At 62.6% G+C, this 18,164-nt stretch carries 30 protein-coding genes; 24 read left to right on the forward strand and 6 right to left on the reverse strand.

Features of this window, described 5'->3' with window-relative positions; all coding sequences use genetic code 11:
* Window position 1: 1 nt before the first annotated feature.
* Genes ACVOLV_RS04820 through ACVOLV_RS04835 form a run of 4 tightly spaced genes read right to left on the reverse strand, consistent with a single transcriptional unit; the run spans window position 2 to window position 1,749 of the window.
* On the reverse strand, window positions 2-307 hold the full coding sequence (locus ACVOLV_RS04820; RefSeq protein ID WP_481553404.1) for a hypothetical protein: 306 nt from the start codon (window positions 305-307) through the stop codon (window positions 2-4).
* Complete coding sequence (locus tag ACVOLV_RS04825; RefSeq protein WP_481553405.1) at window positions 304-711, reverse strand: hypothetical protein; 408 nt, start codon at window positions 709-711, stop codon at window positions 304-306. The genes ACVOLV_RS04820 and ACVOLV_RS04825 overlap by 4 nt, the downstream gene beginning before the upstream one ends.
* Entirely contained in the window at window positions 620-1,024 is a 405-nt protein-coding gene (locus tag ACVOLV_RS04830) for a hypothetical protein (RefSeq protein WP_481553406.1), read from the reverse strand. Before ACVOLV_RS04830 ends, ACVOLV_RS04825 begins: the two co-directional genes overlap by 92 nt.
* 23 nt (window positions 1,025-1,047) lie before the next feature.
* Entirely contained in the window at window positions 1,048-1,749 is a 702-nt protein-coding gene (locus ACVOLV_RS04835; RefSeq protein WP_481553407.1) for a hypothetical protein, read from the reverse strand.
* A gap of 209 nt (window positions 1,750-1,958) precedes the next feature.
* On the opposite strand from ACVOLV_RS04835, the gene ACVOLV_RS04840 reads away from it, so the two are divergent.
* Window positions 1,959-2,183 carry an Acb2/Tad1 domain-containing protein gene (locus ACVOLV_RS04840; RefSeq protein ID WP_481553408.1) on the forward strand — a complete coding sequence of 75 codons (225 nt, stop codon included), beginning with the start codon at window positions 1,959-1,961 and terminating at the stop codon, window positions 2,181-2,183.
* A 41-nt stretch (window positions 2,184-2,224) separates the two neighbouring features.
* Here the strand turns inward: ACVOLV_RS04840 and ACVOLV_RS04845 are convergent, their stop codons facing one another.
* Both ACVOLV_RS04845 and ACVOLV_RS04850 read right to left on the reverse strand, forming a co-directional pair.
* A complete protein-coding gene (locus ACVOLV_RS04845) occupies window positions 2,225-2,608 on the reverse strand; it encodes a hypothetical protein (protein WP_481553409.1) in 384 nt (127 codons plus the stop codon).
* Window positions 2,605-3,081 carry a helix-turn-helix domain-containing protein gene (locus ACVOLV_RS04850; protein WP_481553410.1) on the reverse strand — a complete coding sequence of 159 codons (477 nt, stop codon included), beginning with the start codon at window positions 3,079-3,081 and terminating at the stop codon, window positions 2,605-2,607. Before ACVOLV_RS04850 ends, ACVOLV_RS04845 begins: the two co-directional genes overlap by 4 nt.
* 312 nt (window positions 3,082-3,393) lie before the next feature.
* Here ACVOLV_RS04850 and ACVOLV_RS04855 point away from each other — a divergent pair, with 312 nt between their 5' ends.
* The 23 genes from ACVOLV_RS04855 to ACVOLV_RS04965 all read left to right on the forward strand — a co-directional run bounded on the left by ACVOLV_RS04855 (window position 3,394) and on the right by ACVOLV_RS04965 (window position 17,974).
* Window positions 3,394-3,702, forward strand: coding sequence for a helix-turn-helix domain-containing protein (locus ACVOLV_RS04855; RefSeq protein ID WP_481553411.1), 309 nt, complete (start codon window positions 3,394-3,396; stop codon window positions 3,700-3,702).
* 17 nt (window positions 3,703-3,719) lie between these two features.
* Window positions 3,720-4,634, forward strand: coding sequence for a hypothetical protein (locus tag ACVOLV_RS04860; protein WP_481553412.1), 915 nt, complete (start codon window positions 3,720-3,722; stop codon window positions 4,632-4,634).
* A gap of 2 nt (window positions 4,635-4,636) precedes the next feature.
* On the forward strand, window positions 4,637-6,439 hold the full coding sequence (locus ACVOLV_RS04865; protein WP_481553413.1) for a hypothetical protein: 1,803 nt from the start codon (window positions 4,637-4,639) through the stop codon (window positions 6,437-6,439).
* Window positions 6,436-6,603, forward strand: a complete 168-nt coding sequence (locus ACVOLV_RS04870; RefSeq protein ID WP_481553414.1) for a hypothetical protein — start codon at window positions 6,436-6,438, stop codon at window positions 6,601-6,603. The genes ACVOLV_RS04865 and ACVOLV_RS04870 overlap by 4 nt, the downstream gene beginning before the upstream one ends.
* Entirely contained in the window at window positions 6,600-7,781 is a 1,182-nt protein-coding gene (locus ACVOLV_RS04875) for an ExeA family protein (protein WP_481553415.1), read from the forward strand. The genes ACVOLV_RS04870 and ACVOLV_RS04875 overlap by 4 nt, the downstream gene beginning before the upstream one ends.
* 1 nt (window position 7,782) lies before the next feature.
* Window positions 7,783-8,025 (forward strand): hypothetical protein, encoded by a 243-nt coding sequence (locus tag ACVOLV_RS04880; protein ID WP_481553416.1) that lies wholly within the window; start codon window positions 7,783-7,785, stop codon window positions 8,023-8,025.
* A 246-nt stretch (window positions 8,026-8,271) separates the two neighbouring features.
* On the forward strand, window positions 8,272-8,655 hold the full coding sequence (locus tag ACVOLV_RS04885; protein ID WP_481553417.1) for a hypothetical protein: 384 nt from the start codon (window positions 8,272-8,274) through the stop codon (window positions 8,653-8,655).
* The gene (locus ACVOLV_RS04890) at window positions 8,648-8,938 is read left to right on the forward strand and encodes a hypothetical protein (RefSeq protein WP_481553418.1); all 291 of its coding nucleotides are present in this window, start codon (window positions 8,648-8,650) and stop codon (window positions 8,936-8,938) included. Before ACVOLV_RS04885 ends, ACVOLV_RS04890 begins: the two co-directional genes overlap by 8 nt.
* Window positions 8,931-9,158: a hypothetical protein gene (locus tag ACVOLV_RS04895; protein WP_481553419.1), complete on the forward strand. Its 228-nt coding sequence runs from the start codon at window positions 8,931-8,933 to the stop codon at window positions 9,156-9,158. Before ACVOLV_RS04890 ends, ACVOLV_RS04895 begins: the two co-directional genes overlap by 8 nt.
* Window positions 9,155-9,586, forward strand: coding sequence for a hypothetical protein (locus tag ACVOLV_RS04900; protein WP_481553420.1), 432 nt, complete (start codon window positions 9,155-9,157; stop codon window positions 9,584-9,586). The genes ACVOLV_RS04895 and ACVOLV_RS04900 overlap by 4 nt, the downstream gene beginning before the upstream one ends.
* 3 nt (window positions 9,587-9,589) lie before the next feature.
* Window positions 9,590-9,823 (forward strand): hypothetical protein, encoded by a 234-nt coding sequence (locus ACVOLV_RS04905; protein ID WP_481553421.1) that lies wholly within the window; start codon window positions 9,590-9,592, stop codon window positions 9,821-9,823.
* Window positions 9,813-10,436 carry a DUF3164 family protein gene (locus ACVOLV_RS04910; RefSeq protein WP_481553422.1) on the forward strand — a complete coding sequence of 208 codons (624 nt, stop codon included), beginning with the start codon at window positions 9,813-9,815 and terminating at the stop codon, window positions 10,434-10,436. The genes ACVOLV_RS04905 and ACVOLV_RS04910 overlap by 11 nt, the downstream gene beginning before the upstream one ends.
* Complete coding sequence (locus ACVOLV_RS04915) at window positions 10,429-10,722, forward strand: hypothetical protein (RefSeq protein WP_481553423.1); 294 nt, start codon at window positions 10,429-10,431, stop codon at window positions 10,720-10,722. Before ACVOLV_RS04910 ends, ACVOLV_RS04915 begins: the two co-directional genes overlap by 8 nt.
* The gene (locus tag ACVOLV_RS04920) at window positions 10,722-10,931 is read left to right on the forward strand and encodes a hypothetical protein (protein WP_481553424.1); all 210 of its coding nucleotides are present in this window, start codon (window positions 10,722-10,724) and stop codon (window positions 10,929-10,931) included. Before ACVOLV_RS04915 ends, ACVOLV_RS04920 begins: the two co-directional genes overlap by 1 nt.
* Window positions 10,932-10,933: 2 nt before the next feature.
* Window positions 10,934-11,842: a recombination-associated protein RdgC gene (locus ACVOLV_RS04925; RefSeq protein WP_481553425.1), complete on the forward strand. Its 909-nt coding sequence runs from the start codon at window positions 10,934-10,936 to the stop codon at window positions 11,840-11,842.
* A 2-nt stretch (window positions 11,843-11,844) separates the two neighbouring features.
* Window positions 11,845-12,039, forward strand: coding sequence for a hypothetical protein (locus ACVOLV_RS04930; protein WP_481553426.1), 195 nt, complete (start codon window positions 11,845-11,847; stop codon window positions 12,037-12,039).
* Entirely contained in the window at window positions 12,032-12,364 is a 333-nt protein-coding gene (locus tag ACVOLV_RS04935) for a hypothetical protein (protein ID WP_481553427.1), read from the forward strand. Before ACVOLV_RS04930 ends, ACVOLV_RS04935 begins: the two co-directional genes overlap by 8 nt.
* Window positions 12,354-12,833, forward strand: coding sequence for a phage protein GemA/Gp16 family protein (locus ACVOLV_RS04940; protein ID WP_481553428.1), 480 nt, complete (start codon window positions 12,354-12,356; stop codon window positions 12,831-12,833). The genes ACVOLV_RS04935 and ACVOLV_RS04940 overlap by 11 nt, the downstream gene beginning before the upstream one ends.
* Window positions 12,833-13,429: a hypothetical protein gene (locus ACVOLV_RS04945; protein WP_481553429.1), complete on the forward strand. Its 597-nt coding sequence runs from the start codon at window positions 12,833-12,835 to the stop codon at window positions 13,427-13,429. Before ACVOLV_RS04940 ends, ACVOLV_RS04945 begins: the two co-directional genes overlap by 1 nt.
* Complete coding sequence (locus ACVOLV_RS04950) at window positions 13,426-13,782, forward strand: Mor transcription activator family protein (RefSeq protein WP_481553430.1); 357 nt, start codon at window positions 13,426-13,428, stop codon at window positions 13,780-13,782. The genes ACVOLV_RS04945 and ACVOLV_RS04950 overlap by 4 nt, the downstream gene beginning before the upstream one ends.
* A gap of 311 nt (window positions 13,783-14,093) precedes the next feature.
* On the forward strand, window positions 14,094-16,154 hold the full coding sequence (locus ACVOLV_RS04955) for a S9 family peptidase (RefSeq protein ID WP_481553431.1): 2,061 nt from the start codon (window positions 14,094-14,096) through the stop codon (window positions 16,152-16,154).
* Between the two features lie 113 nt (window positions 16,155-16,267).
* Window positions 16,268-16,504 (forward strand): SHOCT domain-containing protein, encoded by a 237-nt coding sequence (locus ACVOLV_RS04960; RefSeq protein WP_481553432.1) that lies wholly within the window; start codon window positions 16,268-16,270, stop codon window positions 16,502-16,504.
* Between the two features lie 219 nt (window positions 16,505-16,723).
* Window positions 16,724-17,974, forward strand: a complete 1,251-nt coding sequence (locus ACVOLV_RS04965) for a DUF819 family protein (protein WP_481553433.1) — start codon at window positions 16,724-16,726, stop codon at window positions 17,972-17,974.
* Window positions 17,975-18,164: the final 190 nt, after the last annotated feature.

Raw genomic sequence — 18,164 nt, forward strand, 5'->3', positions numbered from 1 at the left:
TTCACGTCTTGCCCCCCTGATATGACCGTCGTAGCTCGCTGTTGATGGCATCGAGCTTTGCTTCGATGACCGTCTGTCCTCGGATGTAGTCCTCGCGCCGCACATACTTCTCGGCGAGTTCTGCCTTCAGGACCAGCAGGTCGCGCGAGGTCTCTCGCCACTCCCTGCTGTCCTCGGTGAAGCTGCCCAGACGGTCATCGATGCGCCGCTCGAACTGCATCAGCAGCAACTTTCCCAACCCGGTAAACATCCCGACCAGCGTCAATGCCAGTGTGATCAGGTGCCACAGTTCAAACTCCACCTTCATGGTTTAGCTCCGGTCGCAGTCATAGCCCCATGCTGGCTCACCTGGTGCGACTGAAGTGGCTCTAACCGGCGCGGATTGAGCGTTGGTTGGAGGGTTGCATTGAGGCCGAGCTTTGCAGTAGTGGCTTGATCTTCATTGGCTCGCTCCAGCACCGCCTGCCAGACGGCATCACGCAACAGGGCGTCCATCACACATGGTGCTGCCTTGCCGTCCGGCAGCCGGCAGTTGAAGTGCGGCGCAGCGGGCGCGGCCAGCGGTGTAGTCAATGCGGACGGGATCGTCGCGTACTCCACCACCGGCACCTCGATCAGTTCAGTCCTGATCGGCGGCTGCTTGATCTCCCCACAGGCGGCGAGCAATAGCAGCACAAACAGGTAGGCGCTGAAGCGCAGTGCAGTTTTCATCGTTGGAGGCCTCGATTTTGATGCGTTGCTGGCGCTGCTGCGCCGTCAATTCCAGTTGGGCAATGCGATCTGCACGGATTGCCAGCTCTTCCGCCGCTGCCAGTGCAATCTGATTTCGCCGCTCCCGTTCCAGGCGCAGCGTTTCCTTGAGACTGCGCAACGTTGCTGCCTCCCCATTGGCGCGCAAGGTTTCTGCATTCCTCTCGGCGCCCAGCGTCGCGACCCTCGCTTCAAGATCCGAGACCTCGCTGTTGCGGGATTCGTGGCCGATGACGGCACCACCGCCTACCAAGCCCGCAATCACCAAAATCACGCCGATGATCTGGCCAGTGATGTTCACGGTGCCACCGCCTTACGGACGCGGCGCAGGCGCCACCATGCGTACAGGCTTGCGCCCACGCTGATTGCCACAGCGATCGTCGCTGCGGTACGCACGAAGCCGGGGAGCGCGCCCGTAGCCGAGGCCACTGCGTTGAAGGACTGCAGAGCCGGCAGCAGCTGATTGACACCTTCGACCACAGCGGCGGTGCCCCCGGCAGTCAAAGCAGTGACGGTCGCGGTCTGCGCAGCCTTGGGCGTGGCCACGAGGGCAGCACCACCGGGCTTGACCACGCCGGCCAAGCGCAGGCCTTCCTCGATCACGTCTGCGCTGTAGGGCTGCGCACCGTTCTCGTGGCGGATGATGGCCTCGACCAGCGGGCGCAGCACAGCATAGTCGTGGGTGCTGATCCGTTCCCCTGGCGCAACCCCGACCGCCCGCGCCACCTGTGCCACGTAGGCGCCAGTGTCGTTCTCGGACGGAGGTGCCCAACGGTTGATGATCTGCGCGATTGTGTTGCAGCCGTGCCGGTCCTGATAGGTGATCAACAGGATGCACATAGCACGGATGCCCCACTGCGCTGACGCGAACACCTCGAAGCGCTTCTCGGCGCGCTGCTCAGGCGTCATGTTCTCCGGCGGCATGCGGCCTTGCCACTTGTTGTTCGGGCTGCGGTCGATGTTGCCTGGATTGTGGTTACGAACGCCGCGCGATGCCATGACCTGCTCCTGTGGAAGGTGGCCAGCGGCACGGGACGAGGACCGTGCCGCTGGCCTGATGCGTCCCCCACGAACGCACCGTCAGGCCAAGTTTCTGCACTGTACTGGCGCGGGTCATTTGACTCAGTTCACAGGAATTTTCCGCGCGCGCGCGAGAGAGTGCGCGGGCACGACCAGCGCCAGGCCGGCGAGCCGTTATGGAGTACCCAATGGAAAATCAGCACCGCAAGATCAGCGGTTACCGCGAACTATCACAGGGAGAAATTAATGCGATGAACGCTATCAAGCACATCGCAAACGAGACCGGGCAATTGCTCGACTACCTGCAGAAGTCCGCAGGCATCGATCAGCGTGCCTTGGCGATTGCCAGGACAGAGCTTCAAACCGGTTTCATGTGGGCAACCCGTGCCGTCGCCAAGCCGGAATCCTTCTGAGCAGGCTGCAAATGCGAAGGCCGCCCTAGGGCGGCCTTCTTTCACTTCTGCGCGAGTGCTGCAGCAGGGTTCGTCAACAATCGTCGATGTTCTGCTGGCGAAAGCACAACGCCATCCAGCTGCAGAATGCGTTGGAACGTTCCATCCGTGTTGAAGATCAGGACCACACGTCGGCTTACTGCGCTGCTCTTGCCCGTCCACATGCTTCCTTTAGCCTCGGTGTAGTGCCAGGTGTAGGCAACCGCACCGCTCCTGCCGACCGCGGAGCCGGCAGGCTCTGCCCCAAGCAATGCGACTGCCTGCGGCAGGGTTGTGTGGTTGATCTGCAACTGCTGCAGATTCGCACTATTGAAGTCCTCGCCGATGGTGGACTTCGCACCGGCCAGCAGTAGCACGGCCGCGATGGCCAACAGGATCCTCTTCATTTCGTTGCTCCCTTCGTTGTTCGCTTCCGTGGTTGAACTGGCTTGGTAGCACCCACCGCATCTGCAGTGCCGCGATCGGCCATTTCATCGAGCACAAACCCGTCAATGGTCGCCTTGAGCATGGGCGAGTGCCCGAGAGCCGCGCCGACTAAGACATCCCGGACCAGGACTTGGTAACGCATCGGCAGGTCTAAGGCAGTGGCCTTCTGTGAGGCATCCGAGAGCAGCTGCATGCGCTCGTTGAGCGCGACGTCTTCCGGCCGGTGGAAAACCGGCGGTTCCCCGGTAGTCAGAAACACCGGCCGGACGTGCAGTTTTTCCACCAGATCGCGCATCTCCTGGGCGGACAACTTCTTCACCCGACCGCTGGTGAGGCTTTTCACCCGATCAATAGACACGCCAAGGGCTTCAGCCAGATCCAGCTGTTTCAGCCCCCCTTCTTCCATGACTTGGCGGATGAGTGAAGAAATCACACGGAAACCCCTTGCAAGGTGTAGTTTTTACACTTAGGATTGTTCGCAAGGTGTCAAAGGCGTTTTTCCACCCCCGGAACAAGAATCAAAAGGATAACCCATGAGTTCTACGGCTCCCGGCTTCGATCTTCACAAGAGGGTTCGCGCCGGCTTCCTCCTGCAGGGGACTTCATTGACGGAGTGGTGCCGGGCCAACGGCACGCATATCTCGAACGCTCGCGGCGCCCTGCTGGGTACGTGGAATGGCCCGAAGGGTAGGGAGATGCGCACCCGCATCGTGAAAGCCGCTCGCATTGAGCAGGTGTTGGCCTCATGAGCACCACAACCCAGCAACCGGTCCGCCGCGCCCTGCATCTGTTGTTCGTTCTGCAGGGCCACACCCTCGAAGGCCTACGCCTCAAGCAGATCGCCGATGCGATCAAGACCACACCCTCGACCGCCCTGCGGGATCTGGAAGTACTTGCCGACGAGGGCATCGCCGAGCGCATCCCTGGCCGCGACGAGTACTGGCGCCTTTCCCCCCGACTGATCCAACTGGCACGCGCCCACGAACAGGAGATGGTCCGGCATCGCCAGCGCCTGGAAGAAACAGAGCAGCGCTACTCCCGCAATCCCAACTGACCTAGACGAGGCAACAGATGACTGACGTGAAGACGAGCGGCCGGAAGGCGGTAGCCAAGGCCAACAAGGTTGGCCCCGAGTTCATCGGCAAGACACCGGCCGATGAAGCGCAGCAGCTGGAAGAGCTGCACGTCCGGCAGACCCAGCTGGTGGAACAGTTCGGCGACGGACTGCCCTGGCATCCGGACCACTATGAAGCCGCTATCCGTGGCGAGCTGCGCCGGGGCTGTGAGTCCTTCCTGCGCGCAGGTCGCTACATGATGGTCGCCCGCGAATGTGCCGCACACGGCGAATGGGCAGGCATGCTCGATCGCCTGGGTATGGAGCCGCGCCAGGCGCAGCGGATGATGGAGGCGGCGCGCCGGGTCGCTCAAATGCCAAATGCGTCGCGGGCGACGCATTTCATCGAGGCCACCGGCTCACAGTCAAAGCTGATCGAGCTGCTTTCCCTGCCGGAAGACCAGTTCATGGAGCTGGCCGACACGGGAGCGACAGGCAACCTGGAGCTGGATGACGTCGAGGGAATGACCCGCGACGATCTGCGCGCAGCCGTCCGCGAGGCCAGGGCCGATCTGGAGGCCAAGGATCAGCGCATCAGCCAGCTGACCGACAACCTCAACAAGGAGCACGAGAAGACCGCAAAGGCGCAACGCAAGTGGAAGCAAGCGTCAGCGGATGAGCAGCAGCTCATCTTGGAACATGCGGTTACCGACGCAGAGGGTGCAATCCTTGCCGACCTGGGCACGGGCAAGAGCGGCTTGCTCGCGGCGGTGATCGCACTGGGTGAGCATTGCGACGGCAACAACCTTGACTGCAGCGCGTTCCTCGGTGATGTGTTCGGACGGCTGCTCAACGCAGTTCGCACGGTCCGCGATCACTCCTCTGTTCCCCTGGCGATCCCGGTCGTCCATGACGCTGGTGCGGAGGGCTGATCATGTCCGCCGAGGCTCTCATCAACGCGGCCGCCAGCGAACTGCTGTCGGCACCGCACGGAAGCAAGGGCCGCATTGCGGCGCAGCTGGCCGAGCAGATGGGTTGCTCGGTGCAGACGGCCTATCGCCGGCTCAGTGACGTCATGGGCAGCATCAAGCCACGCAAGCGTCGGAGCGATGCCGGTGAGATGTCCCTCAGCCGAATCGAGGCACGCGCCATCGCGGCATTGGTAGAGGAAACACGCCGCCTCACCGGTACCGGAACGCTTCCGGTTGAGGACGCAGTGGAAATTCTGCGTGCAAATCAGCAGATCGAGGCTACACGTCTCGACAAGACTACGGGCGAACTGATCCCGCTGAGCACCTCTTCGATCTGCCGCGCTATCCGTCATTACGGATTTCATCGCGATCAGCTTGCCGCACCTTCGCCGGCTGCACGATTGTCCAGCCCGCACCCCAACTATCTCTGGCAGATAGACGCCTCGGTGAGTCGCCAGTTCTACCTCGCTGACGATGGCACTCAGGTCATGGACAAGCGCGAGTTCTATCGCGGCAAGCCTGCGAACTTCACCAAGATCGCAGATCGTCGTTTGTGGCGCTACGCATGCACAGACCACACGTCCGGTTGCATCGAGGTTTTCTACGTGCTTGGTGCCGAATCGAGTGCCAACCTGCTCACTGCGCTGATTCATTCCATGACGCAGCGCAGCGGCGGCACCATGCACGGAATCCCCAAGATGCTGATGATGGATCCTGGCAGCGCTGTGACGGCCGGCTCCACCCGCAATTTCATCAGTGCATGCGGCATCGAACTGATCGTCAACTCCGTGGGTAACGCACGGGCAAAGGGACAGGTCGAGAACGCCAACTACATCATCGAAACCCACTTTGAAGCTGGGTTGAAGACACGGGCGCCCGTGACCTCACTGGCCGAGATCAACCAGCTGGCGCAGCAGTGGAGTCGCGCCTTCAATGCGACGCGGATGCATACCCGAACCGGTATGACGCGTCGTGACGGCTGGCTGCGCATTACCTCGGAGCAGCTGGTCCTGGCGCCGCCGGTCGAGGTGCTGAAGCTGCTCGCCACCTCGGCGCCTAAGCCCTGCACCGTGCGTGACGGGATGGTTCGATTTAAGGGTGAGAGCTTCGACGTTCGCGGTGTGCCGGGCTTGGTGAATGGCCAGCGCGTGGACGTCGTTGCAAACGCGCTGGATCCGGGCGGCAGCGTCCGCGTTCTGATGCCAGGCGAGTCCGACACAGCGCCGGTCCATTACATCGCAACCCGTATTGGCCGCGACAGCTGGGGCTTTCTGGACTCCGCTGCAGTGGTCGGAACAGAGTTCAAGGCGCTGCCGGAGACTCCAGCTGATGCCGCCAGGAAGGAGCTGGAGCGCGTCGCGATGCAGGTCGAAACGGATGCTGAGGCTGCCGCCGCGCGCAAGGCGAAGCGCCTGTTCATGGGTGGTGCCATTGATCCCATGAAGCACCTTCGCGAGCTGGATATTGCGCCGAGTCTGCCGCGTGCAGGACGCCGGTCCGAGGTTGAAGCACCGGTTGTTGCTGCGCAGCGGATCGAACCGGCACCGATTCTTGCCGAGCTTCCGCTGCTGAATCACGTCGAGGCCGCAATGCGCCTCAAGCCACTGGTCGAGCGGGCTGGCACCACGTGGTCACCTGAAATGTACGCCCGCACCGAGCGCCGCTGGCCGGAAGGCATGCCGGTGGACCAAGTCGAAACCTGGGCCGCAGAACTCGCCGCGCCTGTGCGTGGCGGGCTGCGCATGATCGAAGGAGGTGCTGCATGAAAGACAGCTACGAGCGCGAGGGCTTTGCCCCGAATCAGGTTCCGGTCAACGAAGACACGTTGCCCACTCCACAGAGCGTGGAACGAATCCGCCGCGACATCGAGCGGATGACCGGCCGAAAGATGGAAACCCGCACTGCTTCGAAGGAGGCCGATCAGGCATGACCCTGCGTCTCGCCAAGATCCTTGCTGATGCAGCGATCAAGCAGGGCGCCCTGGCCGATGCGATTGGCATCAGCCGCCCGGCTCTAAGCGGCTTGCTCCATCACGGCCATCTGCCTGCCCGATATGACCGAGTGGAGGTGTCCACCGCCATCACTAAGTACCTGCACAACCACCGCGCCCCCAACGCAGCGGACTGGAATGAAGAAGAGGCACCGCCGTGCGCCAACACGACGGGCCTCATGCCCCCTAACGAAGACCCGGCTACCACCGAAATCACCGACGAGGACCACCAGATGCTACTCCGTAAACAATCTCTGACGCCGCAGGCACGTCGCCATTTTGGCCTGACGGCTGACCCGTTCGCGGAGCCAACCTCCAGCGAAGAAGTCTTCCTGAGCGCAGGCATCCGCTATGTGCGGGAGGCGATGTACCAGGTGGCGAAGAACGGCGGCTTCATGGCTGTTGTCGGTGAATCCGGTGCGGGCAAGACCACCCTGCGCGAGGAGCTTATTGACCGGATCCAGCGCGAGACGCCGAGCATCACGATCATCGAGCCCTACATGCTGTCGTCAGAAGACAGCGAGCAAAAAGGCAAGCAGCTGCGGAGCCAGCATGTCATCGAAGCCATCATGGCTGCGGTTGATCCGATGGCGAAGACCAAGAGCAGCCCCGAGGCGCGCTCGCGCCAAGCGCACGAGTCGCTGCGCCAGAGTAGCCGTTCGGGTCACAAGCACGTCCTCATCATCGAAGAAGCGCACAGCCTGTCGATGGTGATGCTCAAGCACTTGAAGCGCTTCATGGAGCTGAAGGACGGCCTACGGCCCCTGCTCGCGATCCTGTTAGTCGGCCAGCCGGAGCTGCTGGTGAAGTTGAGCGCGCAGAACCCCGAGATTCGGGAGGTGATGCAGCGCCTGGAGATCATCACCTTGCAGCCACTGGATGGCGACTTGGATAGCTACCTGCGCTCCCGCTTCAGCCGTGTGGGTCAGTCTTTCGACAAAGTAGCCGATGCTGCGGCGGTGGATGCCTTGCGCACGAAGCTCACCCCGGCCAAGGCTGGATCTGCCGGAACGATGCTGTATCCGCTCGCCGTGCACAACGCCTTGGCTGCAGCCATGAACCGAGCTGCTGACCTTGGCGTCCCGTTGATCACTGCTGATCTGATCAGGGGGGTATGAGATGGCCGCGACCTCTCCCTCTGCCCGTCTGAGCACATCACAGCGTAGCTACCTGCGTGCGTTGCTCTCGGAACATGACCTTGCCGCGGATCGCATCGGCATCGCTCACCGCGACGTCCTGGAGGCAGCCGGAATCACATGGCGTCAAGGTCAATCCGTGGACGCGTTGCTAGGCGCGCTCGACCAGCGCCAAGCGAATGCACTGGCCGACGCGCTGCGCGATGACACGGTGGAGGAGTCCTGAAATGGCCGAGCAGGGATGGGGCCAACCGATGCGGGCAGGAAAGCCGCACTACTTCGTTGAAGGCACATCCCTGTGCGGCTGCTGGGATTGCTACGGCGGCCCGCTTGAACAAGGTCGCTGCCGCCCAGGTCTGGATTGCGCTCACTGCATCCGCGCCTTCAATCGATCGCAGTACCAAACCGAGATGGCTGTCATCACCACACCCACAGCCGTGACATACACGCAACGGTCGGAGGTCCGCCACTGATGCAACTTGCCCTGCTGCCCCAAGAGCTTTCCCCGGATTCGGTGCTCTCGGTGCTACAGGGCCGACGCGGCGCCGCAAACGGCATAACCGCTCGCGACCTGGTGCAACTGCTGACCCATCGTGTCAGCCAGGCCGACGAGCGAAAGCTGCGCCAAATCATCGAAAAGCTGCGCCGAGATGGACACCCGATCTGCGCTCACCCCGCATTCGGCTACCACCTCGCCGCAGACCCCACTGAGCTGGACCGCGCCTGCACCTTCCTGGTCGGGCGTGCCATGACATCGCTGCAGCAGGTAAGCGCAATGAAGCGCGTGGCGATGCCCGACTTGTATGGACAGCTGGGCCTGACAGCGCCCACAGACGAGGAACAGAATCATGATTAACCATGCAAATGTGACCGCCGCTGCCTTGCGCGACGCGGCCGTCATCGCGGACGAGATGACCAACATGGGCGTGACGGTCATCGGCAGCTACAGCAACGGCCGCAAGATCGTTCTGATCGTGGACACGCCGCCAGTCTTCGTGCGAGGCGTAATGCGCCGCAGCTCGCCGAATGGGATGGGTACCGACCGGGTGATGGCCGCCCCGTACAAGGGTGCCCAGGTGGAGTGGATCGAGCGAGATGGGCCCAGCGATACGCACCTTGTGGAGGTGGCTCATGGCTGAGTCCTGTGAGTACCTGGTAGTGCCGTTGGTCGCGCTGGGTTCTGGCGCCCCTTTTCATGACGAACAAAGTGCACTGGACGCGGCGGCCGCGAAAACCAGCAGCGACCGCACGCCGCGAGCCGTTGTCCAGGTCGTTGCAAAGGTGAAGCCCGACCCGCGCGTCGCCCTTGTGGTCACCCGCGCGGGCTCAGGGGAGATTGCTCGCGAGGTGGCTCCATGAGTCGGATATCCGTTGAAGGTGAGCTCCAGCTTCGCAAGGCTCTGGAAGGTGGCGTGATCCTGCGTGCCACGGCGCTGCTTACTCGCCTGGAGCTGCTGGGCCTGCGGCGCAATCAAGGTCATGCCCTGGTAACGAAGGGGGCCGCGTTGGGCCTGTTGGTGCGTCTCGGTAGGGCGCGTCCTTACCGGTACCAGTTGAATATCGATTGGAAGCCATCCGCCACGACTGGTGGGCGTGACCTGCAGCGCCAGGCTGGATCCCAATCATATGAGGGTCCGGTTTTCGATCGCGGTCCGCTGGTGGCCGGTGTCGGCTTGGTCTGCGGCTCCGCCGAAGAAGACGACGGCGAACTCCCCCCAATGCTTGGTGCCCGGCTTGTGGGCGAGCTGCACCGCAATTTTGACGAAATCTTCCAGAGGTGCGAGTGACCCATGCGCACCAGTGGCCACCCCAGGAAGAGCCGGCTGCGTGCCATGCGCTTTGTCTTGTGGGCGCAGCAACAGCCTCCCGAAAGGCTGACCCCACAGCTCATATCCGGGGCACTCGATATCAGCCTGCAGATGGCGCGCGAGTGGCGTGCCGACTGGTTTGAAGCCATCAGCCCAATCAACGCCGGTTACCTGCCGGCCTACCAGCAACCGAAGGAACTGCACCATGACCGATAGCACCATCCCCGAAGGCTTCCGGCGAAATACACAGGGTCACCTTGTGCCCGAGAGCCAGATCCGCACCGTCGATCTCCTTCGCGACTCACTGGTCCGCGATTTGGTCGAGAAGGCAAAGCCGCTGCGCGCGGCGCTGGGCTCCTACCGCCGCAACGCCTTCGATGACATTGATGCCCTGGTCCAGGTGAGCGGGGAGCAATACAACGTCAAGTTGGGGGGCAACAAAGGCAACCTCACGCTGACGACTTACGACGGCGAGTACAAGATCATTCGCGCGATCTCCGAAACCCTGGTGTTCGATGAACGTCTGCAAGCAGCGAAGGAGCTGATTGATCAGTGCCTTCGTGAGTGGACAGCAGATGCCAAGCCAGAGGTGGCCGTCCTGGTACAGGACGCTTTCAGGGTGAACAGCAACGGCGATATTCGTACTGGCAGCGTGCTCGGTCTGCGCCGGCTCAACATCCAAGACGAGCGCTGGCTTTCGGCTATGCAAGCAATCGGAGAGGCCGTCTCGGTCATCGGCAGCAAAACTTACCTGCGCTTGTACCAGCGCGACTCGAAGGGCGCTTATCAGCCCATCTCTCTTGACATTGCGGCGGTGGACCATGACTGACATGGCAGCCAGCCCGACGGTCGACCCGGTGCTGCTTGCCCTGCAGCAGCAGATTGCCGACAACGCCGTGCGTGCTGATATCGAGTGCCATGCGGCGTTCGTCTTCGACGGCTATGGCAACCGGCTGTTCAACCTCAATCAGCCGTTGGAGGAAGGGGTGGACATGCAGGTTATCCGCCAGGCGGTGACGTACATCGAGCTGCGCGGGGATGTCTTTCCTTGGCACATGAAGCGCCGCATCGACGCCACCCACCTGGTGCAATTCGTTGATAAGGAGATGCCGTAATGGGTCAGATCACACTGAACCTTGAAGACTCCATGAAGATCATCAACAGCCCTGACGCCGCTCCGGCGGCGCGGATGATCGCAGCTGCGTTCATTGCTTTCCATGAAGCCAATGAAGGTGCTGAAGAGGTTGACTCTGCAACCAGGTCCATCTGCCTGAAGCTCAACCACATGACCGCTGGGACCATTTACGACGCGGCGGAGGGCTGAACATGTTCTTCAAGAACCTGACGATGTTCCGCTTCCCGGCGCCGCTGGACTTCAGCGCGTTGGCTGACCTTCTCCCCCTTTGCGCCATAAAGCCGGTTGGACCGCTGGAGATGTGCTCTCGTGGGTTCATTTCCCCCTTTGGCCGCGAAGAGAAGGAAGTGCTGCTGCACCAGCTGGGCAATGCCATCTGGATCACCACAGGCGCAGAGCAAAAGATCCTGCCGGCCACGGTAGTGAACGAGGCGCTGCAGAAGCGCCTGGACGATATCGCCGCCCGCGAAGGCCGGATCCCTGGCGGCCGTGCACGCAAACGTCTGCGTGATGACGTGCTGCATGAGCTACTACCGCGTGCGTTCGTGAAACCCTTTCGGACCGATGCCTTTATCGACCTCGAGCGCCATGTGTTGGTGGTGGACACCGCCAGCCGCAAGGTGGGTGAAGCAATGGCCTCGGACTTGCGCGGGGCGATGGGCACCTTCCCAGCGGTACCGCTCAATGCTGAAGTCGCACCGCGCTCCATCCTCACGGCGTGGATTGCCGGCGAACCACTGCCCGAAGGCCTGAGCCTGGGTGAAGCCGCCGAGCTGCGCGATCCGTGCGAGGGTGGTGGGCGGGTCAAGGTGACTGATAACGAGCTGCTCAGCGACGAGATCCACAAGCACCTCGACGCCGGCAAACAGGTCACCAAGCTGGCCTTGGTGCTGGAAGATCGGGTCAGCTTTGAGTTGGGCGCCGACCTGGTACTGCGCAAGGTGAAGTTCCTGGACGCTGCGCTTGATCAGCTGCAGAGCATCGACGAGGACGGCCGTCGCGCCGAACTCGACGCCCGGTTCGTGCTGCAGACCGGGGAGATCCGCCGGCTGTTCACCGTGCTGGAACAGGCTTTCAAGCTGTCCAAGGCGGAGGGCTGATTGTGCATACGCTCAGCAAAGCATCCGATGTACTGGAGGTGGTGGACGCCGGAGGGAAGATTGTCCCTGGCGTACGCGATGGCCTGCTCCAACTCGTAGATAACGCAGGCAACCAGGTCCCGGCCTGGCAGACGGCACTGAAGGCCGTAGCGAAGATCCGGGTCGATGCCACCGCCAAGGAGACCGACCGTGGCTGAGAACATCATCGGAACCGTGGACCTGCCGGCCGACGTGACACCCGGCGCGATGGGCCTGCTGCAGCTGTCGGACATCTTCCAGCGCGCTGGCCACACCAAGCTTGCGGCCTACCTGCGCCGCTGCGGCGACGTGGTGGCCGTGGCTCCAGCATCGACCTCGATGTCACCGGAGAGGCGCCAGCGCATTCACTGGGCTATCGAGAATCTGCGCGCTGCGTTGGCCAACGACAACAATCTGTGGCCGGAGCTTTGTGCGGTCATGGATTACCCAGGCCTTGATTTGCTCTGGCAGGCCGTGCAACAGGAGGGCGAGCGTGTCCGTTAAAGCCCGCAATCGCCCTGCGGCGGCCGAACAGATCCGTAAGCGCACGCTGGCGGCGATCCATGCCGGGGCCAACAAGCTGGGGCTGGCCGAGGATGTCTACCGTGACCTGGTCGAACGGGTGTCCGGTGAACACGGCGCGGCGGTGCGCAGCGCGGGCAAGTGCGACAAGCGCCAGCTCGATGCGATCGCCAACGAACTGCGCCGCCTGGGCGGCATGCCGGCACGGGCCGAGTACGCGGCCAAGAAGTGGTCCGGGCGCCCGAAGGGCGACCTTGCGCCACAGGTGGCCAAGGTGGAAGCGCTGCTGGCTGATGCTCAGCGCCCCTGGGCCTATGCCCACGGCATGACCAAGCACATGTTCAAGGTGGCCCGTGTGGAATGGTGCAACGCCGACCAGTTGCAGAAGCTGATCGCCGCCTTGGAGTACGACGCCAAGCGCCGGACGGCCAAAGCGAAGGGCGCCTCCTGATGCAGGCCACTTGCCCGCATTGCGCCTTTCAGGCCGAGGTCGAGGCCTTTTTTATGGACGACGATGGCAAGCGCCTGGCCGCCGTGGTGGCCGAGCTGCCCCCGGAATGCGGCCGTGCAGTGCTCGCCTACCTGCGTTTGTTCAAGCCGCACAAGACCAGCCTGCGCGCTGCACGGGCCGTCAAGCTGTCCCGCGAGGTCGCGGATCTGATCAAAACTGGCTCCGTTTGCAAGGACGAGCGCAGCGGAATACGTCGCCCGGCGACGCCTTCGATGTGGGCCGCGGGGATCGAGCAAATGCTCTCCCAGCGGGACCGGCTCAGCCTGCCGCTGGAGAGCCACGGATACCTGCGGGCGGTGGTCTATGGCATTGCCGACTCGGCGGATGCTGCCACCGAACGCCAACGGGAAGAGGATGCCAGGAAGGGCAAGCATCTGGCCCCGGCGATGGGCATTACCCCGTCGCCAAACGAGGAAACGCCCTTTCAGCGCCAGATGGAATGGATCAAACGGAACGAGGAGCTGGGCATGTTCACCCCCGAACAGGCCGACCAGGAGCGGGCTGCTGCCCGCCAGAAATACGGAGTGCAGTCATGAATCCGATGGCTATCCGCCGTAACGAGCTGCTGACCGAGGCCGCTGAGCAGGCGGCTGACGCCGCCCTGGAGCTGGGCCTGCCCAAGGAGCGGGCCGACCAGATCGGCGCCGCAGTGGCTGACCGCCTGGCTGAGAACTGGTCCGGCCAGGTACTGTCATTCCCGAAGGACCACGCCTACAGGTTGAGCCTGCGGGACCGTGAGATACTTGCCGCCCACCGTGATGGCGCGAGCTACGCCGAGCTGTGCAGGAAGTACGACATGACCGAGCGTGGCATGCGGAAGCTGATCCGGCGCGCCCAGCTGCGCGACCGGGACTTCAACCAGCTGGACATGTTCGCCACCGCTCAGTAATTGCGTGTCCTGCAATCTCTTTGCACGGCGGCTTTTTTTCTTCCGCCTTCTTCCGGGTTCTTCCGGCTAGATATCGCAGCATCCCCCCTGATATATCTCACCCCTGAACATGTGGGCTTGAAGCTTTAGAGCCAGAGCACCCCTCCCCAACCCTCCCCTTGGCCTGCGGCCAAAGGGAGGGAGCTGAAGCCAAAGCCGCCCTTTGGGCGGCTTTGCTGTTTCCGGCGGTTGCTTGGGCATGACTTCAAGCCTTTGCAGTGGGGCGGGCTGGCCGCCTACCATCGGGGTTTGCCTTTGCCTGAGAGTTGCCCATGAAGCTTCGTCACGCCCTGTTGCCGCTGTGCCTGTTGGCCGCCTTGCCATCATTGGCCAGTGCGCGCGGTTTTGAAGTCCGCGACATGGTCAAGCTGGACCGCGCATCCGCACCGCTGCTCAGCGCCAATGGCGCGCAGGTGGTGTTCGCCAAGCGCATCGTCGATGCCGACCTCAAGGCCAGCAGCAGCCTGTGGATCCGCGACCTGCGCACCCGCGACATGGCGCCGCCGAAGCAGCTGAGCCCGGCTGGCTGGAACGTCAATTCGGCCTCGATCGAAGGCCAGAACGTGTACTTCCTCAGCGCCAAAAACGGCAGCCAGCAGCTGTACGTGATGCCGCTGGCTGGCGGCGAGCCGCGCCAGCTCACCGATTTCGCATTGGACGTGGACAGCTACCGCGTCTCGCCGCAGGGCGATCGCGTGCTGTTCAGCGCCGGCGTATTCCAGGACTGCGGCTCGGACCTGGCCTGCACCAGCAAGCGTCTGGAGAAGGACAAGGCCGACAAGAGCAGTGGTCAGGTCTACGACAGCATGTTCGTGCGCCATTGGGATACCTGGGCTGACGGTCGTCGCAACACCTTGTTCGTCGCACCGCTGCCGGCTGCAGGCGCAGCTGCGGTGAAGGGTGCTTCCGCTATCAGCGCCACGCTGGCCGGTGATGCACCGTCCAAGCCATTCGGCGGCAATGAAGACTTCGTCTGGTCGCCGGATGGCAAGACCGTGGTGGCCAGCATCCGCGTGCAGGGCAGCAAGGAGCCGTGGTCGACCAACTTCGACCTGTACAAGCTCGATGCTGCCGGCAAGCAGGCACCGGTCAACCTGACTGCTGCCAACCCGGCATGGGACGCCGGCCCGGTGTTCAGTGCCGATGGCAAGACCCTGTTCTACCGCGCGATGAAGCGCCCGGGCTTCGAGGCTGACCGCTTCGGCCTGATGGCGATGGACGTGGCCAGCGGCAAGGTCAATGAGATCGCCGCGCAGTGGGACCGTTCGGCTGATGGCATCACCTTGTCGGCCGATGGCCAGACCATCTACACCACCGCGCAGGACATGGGCGAACACCCGCTGTTCGCGGTCAACATCGCCAATGGTGAGCCGACCAAGCTGGTGGGCGAGGGCAGCATCTCCTCCTTCGACATCGCCGGTGATGCGCTGGCCTTCACCCGCAATTCGCTGAAGAGTGGCGACCAGGTGTTCACCAGCAGCACCGCTGCCGGCGCACCGCAGCGTGCCATCACCCAGAGCGCCGGCGAAATGCTGGACGGGGTGAACTTCGGTGACTTCGAGCAGTTCTCGTTCAAGGGCTGGAACGACGAGACCGTGCACGGTTATGTGGTCAAGCCGCACAACTACCAGGAAGGCAAGAAGTACCCGGTTGCGTTCCTGATCCACGGCGGCCCGCAGGGCAGCTTCGGCAATGGCTGGAGCTACCGCTGGAACCCGCAGACCTATGCCGGCCAGGGCTACGCAGTGGTGATGATCGATTTCCACGGTTCCACTGGTTACGGCCAGGCCTTCACCGACGCAATCAGCCAGCATTGGGGCGATCGCCCGCTGGAAGACCTGCAGAAGGGCTGGGCGGCGGCGCAGCAGAAGTACAGCTTCCTCAACGGCGACAAGGCCTGTGCGCTGGGCGCCAGCTACGGCGGCTTCATGGTCAACTGGATCGCCGGCAACTGGAATGAGCCGTGGAAGTGCCTGGTGAACCACGACGGTGTGTTCGACCAGCGCGCCATGGGTTACGCCACCGAAGAACTGTGGTTCACCGAGTGGGAGCAGGGTGGTACCCCGTACGACGTGCCGCAGAACTATGAGAAGTTCAACCCGGTCAACCACGTCGCCAACTGGAAGAAGCCGATGCTGGTGGTGCAGGGCCAGCTGGATTACCGCATCCCGGTGGAGCAGGGCCTGGCCACGTTCACCGCGCTGCAGCGCCAGGGCATCGAGTCCAAGTTCCTGTACTTCCCGGACGAAAACCACTGGGTGCTGAAGCCGCATAACAGCGTGCAGTGGCATGACACGGTGAATGGCTGGCTGAAGCAGCACATCGGTCAGTAACAGTTGGTGGAAAGGGCGCGTCGTTGGCGTGCCCTTTCTTTTGCGCCGGCACTGCGATTGAGGCTGGCCGCTACACTGCATGTTGGTAACGGTTGTCATGGAGGATGGAAACGATGGGAAGCTTCAGCATCTGGCATCTACTGGTTCTGTTGATTGGTCTGGCGTTCTTCGCAGGCGGTATCGCCTTGGTTGTCTGGCTGTGTGTGCGCGTAGCGCGCAAGCCAAACACTGCGGCTGTTCCGGCGAGCACGCAGCAGCGCCTGCAGCAATTGGAAGAGCTGCGCGAAAAGGGCCTGCTCAGCGAGGCTGAATACCAGCAACAGCGCGGCGCCATCGTGAGCAGTATCTAGCTCGGATGTGGTGGTTGAGCTGTCGGGGCATCGAGTCCCTGGCTGGTTGCAGGGGAATGTTTTTTCTACCGGGCTGAGAGGGCCGGAGGGGGCGAAGGACTCGCCGTTGTTGCTTCGTCCTGCGCTGTCCCTGCCTTGCTTTCTTGAAGCGGTGTGGCTGCAGGTTCTCTTCAAGGGCGGCGGTTCTCGCACGCAAGGTAATCAAGGGGATAGACGATGATGGCAGCCGCAACAGGCGCACTCATCAGCAATGACATCATTGTGTTCGGCCTGATCGCCGCCACTTTGGGCGTTATTTTCTGGACATCGGGCAGCAGCAATCCGCTGCTGAAAAAGTTCTACAGCTTCGTGCCCGCGTTGCTGCTGTGTTACTTCATTCCTGGTGTGTACAACACCGTCGGCCTGATCGATGGCGAAACCACCAAGCTCTACAACCCGATCGCGCGCGATGTGTTCCTGCCCGCGGCGCTGGTGTTGTTGACGCTGTCCATCGACCTGAAAGGCATCCTCGGCCTGGGCTGGAAGATGCTGGCCATGTATGTGGCGGCGGTGCTGAGCATCATGCTCGGCGCGGTCGTCGCGTTCCAGATTATGGCCTGGCTGCATCCGGAAACCGTGGCGGGCGCAACCTGGGGCGGCATGGCCGCGCTGGCCGGCAGCTGGATCGGCGGCGGCGCCAACATGCTGGCGATGAAGGAAATCTTTGAAGTCGATGCAACCACCTTCGGTCAGTTCGCTGTGGTGGATGTTGGCGTTGGTTATGTGTGGATGGCGGTGCTGATCTTCTTTGCCTCGCGTGCACCGGCCATGGACAAGCGCAGTGGCGCTGATACGCGCGCGCTGGATGATCTGCGTGACCGCGTGGCCAGCTACCAGGCGCAGCACGCGCGCATTCCGGCGCTGGGCGATCTGATGGTGATGGCCGGTGTGGCATTCGGTGCGGTCGCGTTGGCGCACGGCCTGGCTGCACCGCTGGCCGAGTGGTTTGCCGCAAACGTGAGCTGGTCCAGCTCGGTGAGCATGGACAAGCCGTTCGTGTGGGTGGTGATGCTGGCGACCTTCATCGGTCTTGGCCTGAGCTTCACCCGCGTGCGCGAGCTGGAAGGCGTGGGTGCGTCGAAGTGGGGTTCGATGTTCCTGTACTTCCTGATCGCCTGCATCGGCATGCAGATGGATCTGTTGGCGCTGCTGGAGAAGCCGTGGCTGTTTGCGCTGGGCGTGCTGTGGATCGGCGTGCATATCGTGCTGCTGTGGCTGGTCGGCAAGCTGTTGAAGGTGCCGTTCTTCTATTTCGCCATCGCCTCGCAGAGCAATATCGGTGGCCCGGCCTCGGCGCCGGTGTTGGCGACTGCCTTCCATCCGGCCTTGGCGCCGGTAGGGGTGCTGCTGGGTACCCTGGGTTATGCGGTGGGTACCGGTGCGGCCTATGTGGTGGGGATTACGTTGCGGGCGATGGCTGGGGCCGGTTGAGTTTATGCGCGCGCTGCGCGTGCTTCCCTCTCCCCAACCTCTGCGCTGGCGCAAGGGCATTCAAGGAGCCGTGAACCTGTGGTTCGCAAGCAGCTCCTTTCACCCGGTAACGGGGGAGGGGCTTTAAAGCTGCAATTACTGGCGTAGCTTGCGCTCGCCCTGATTCGAACCCCTCTCCCCTTGCGGGAGA

This window comes from Stenotrophomonas sp. STEN023, assembly GCF_056760135.1.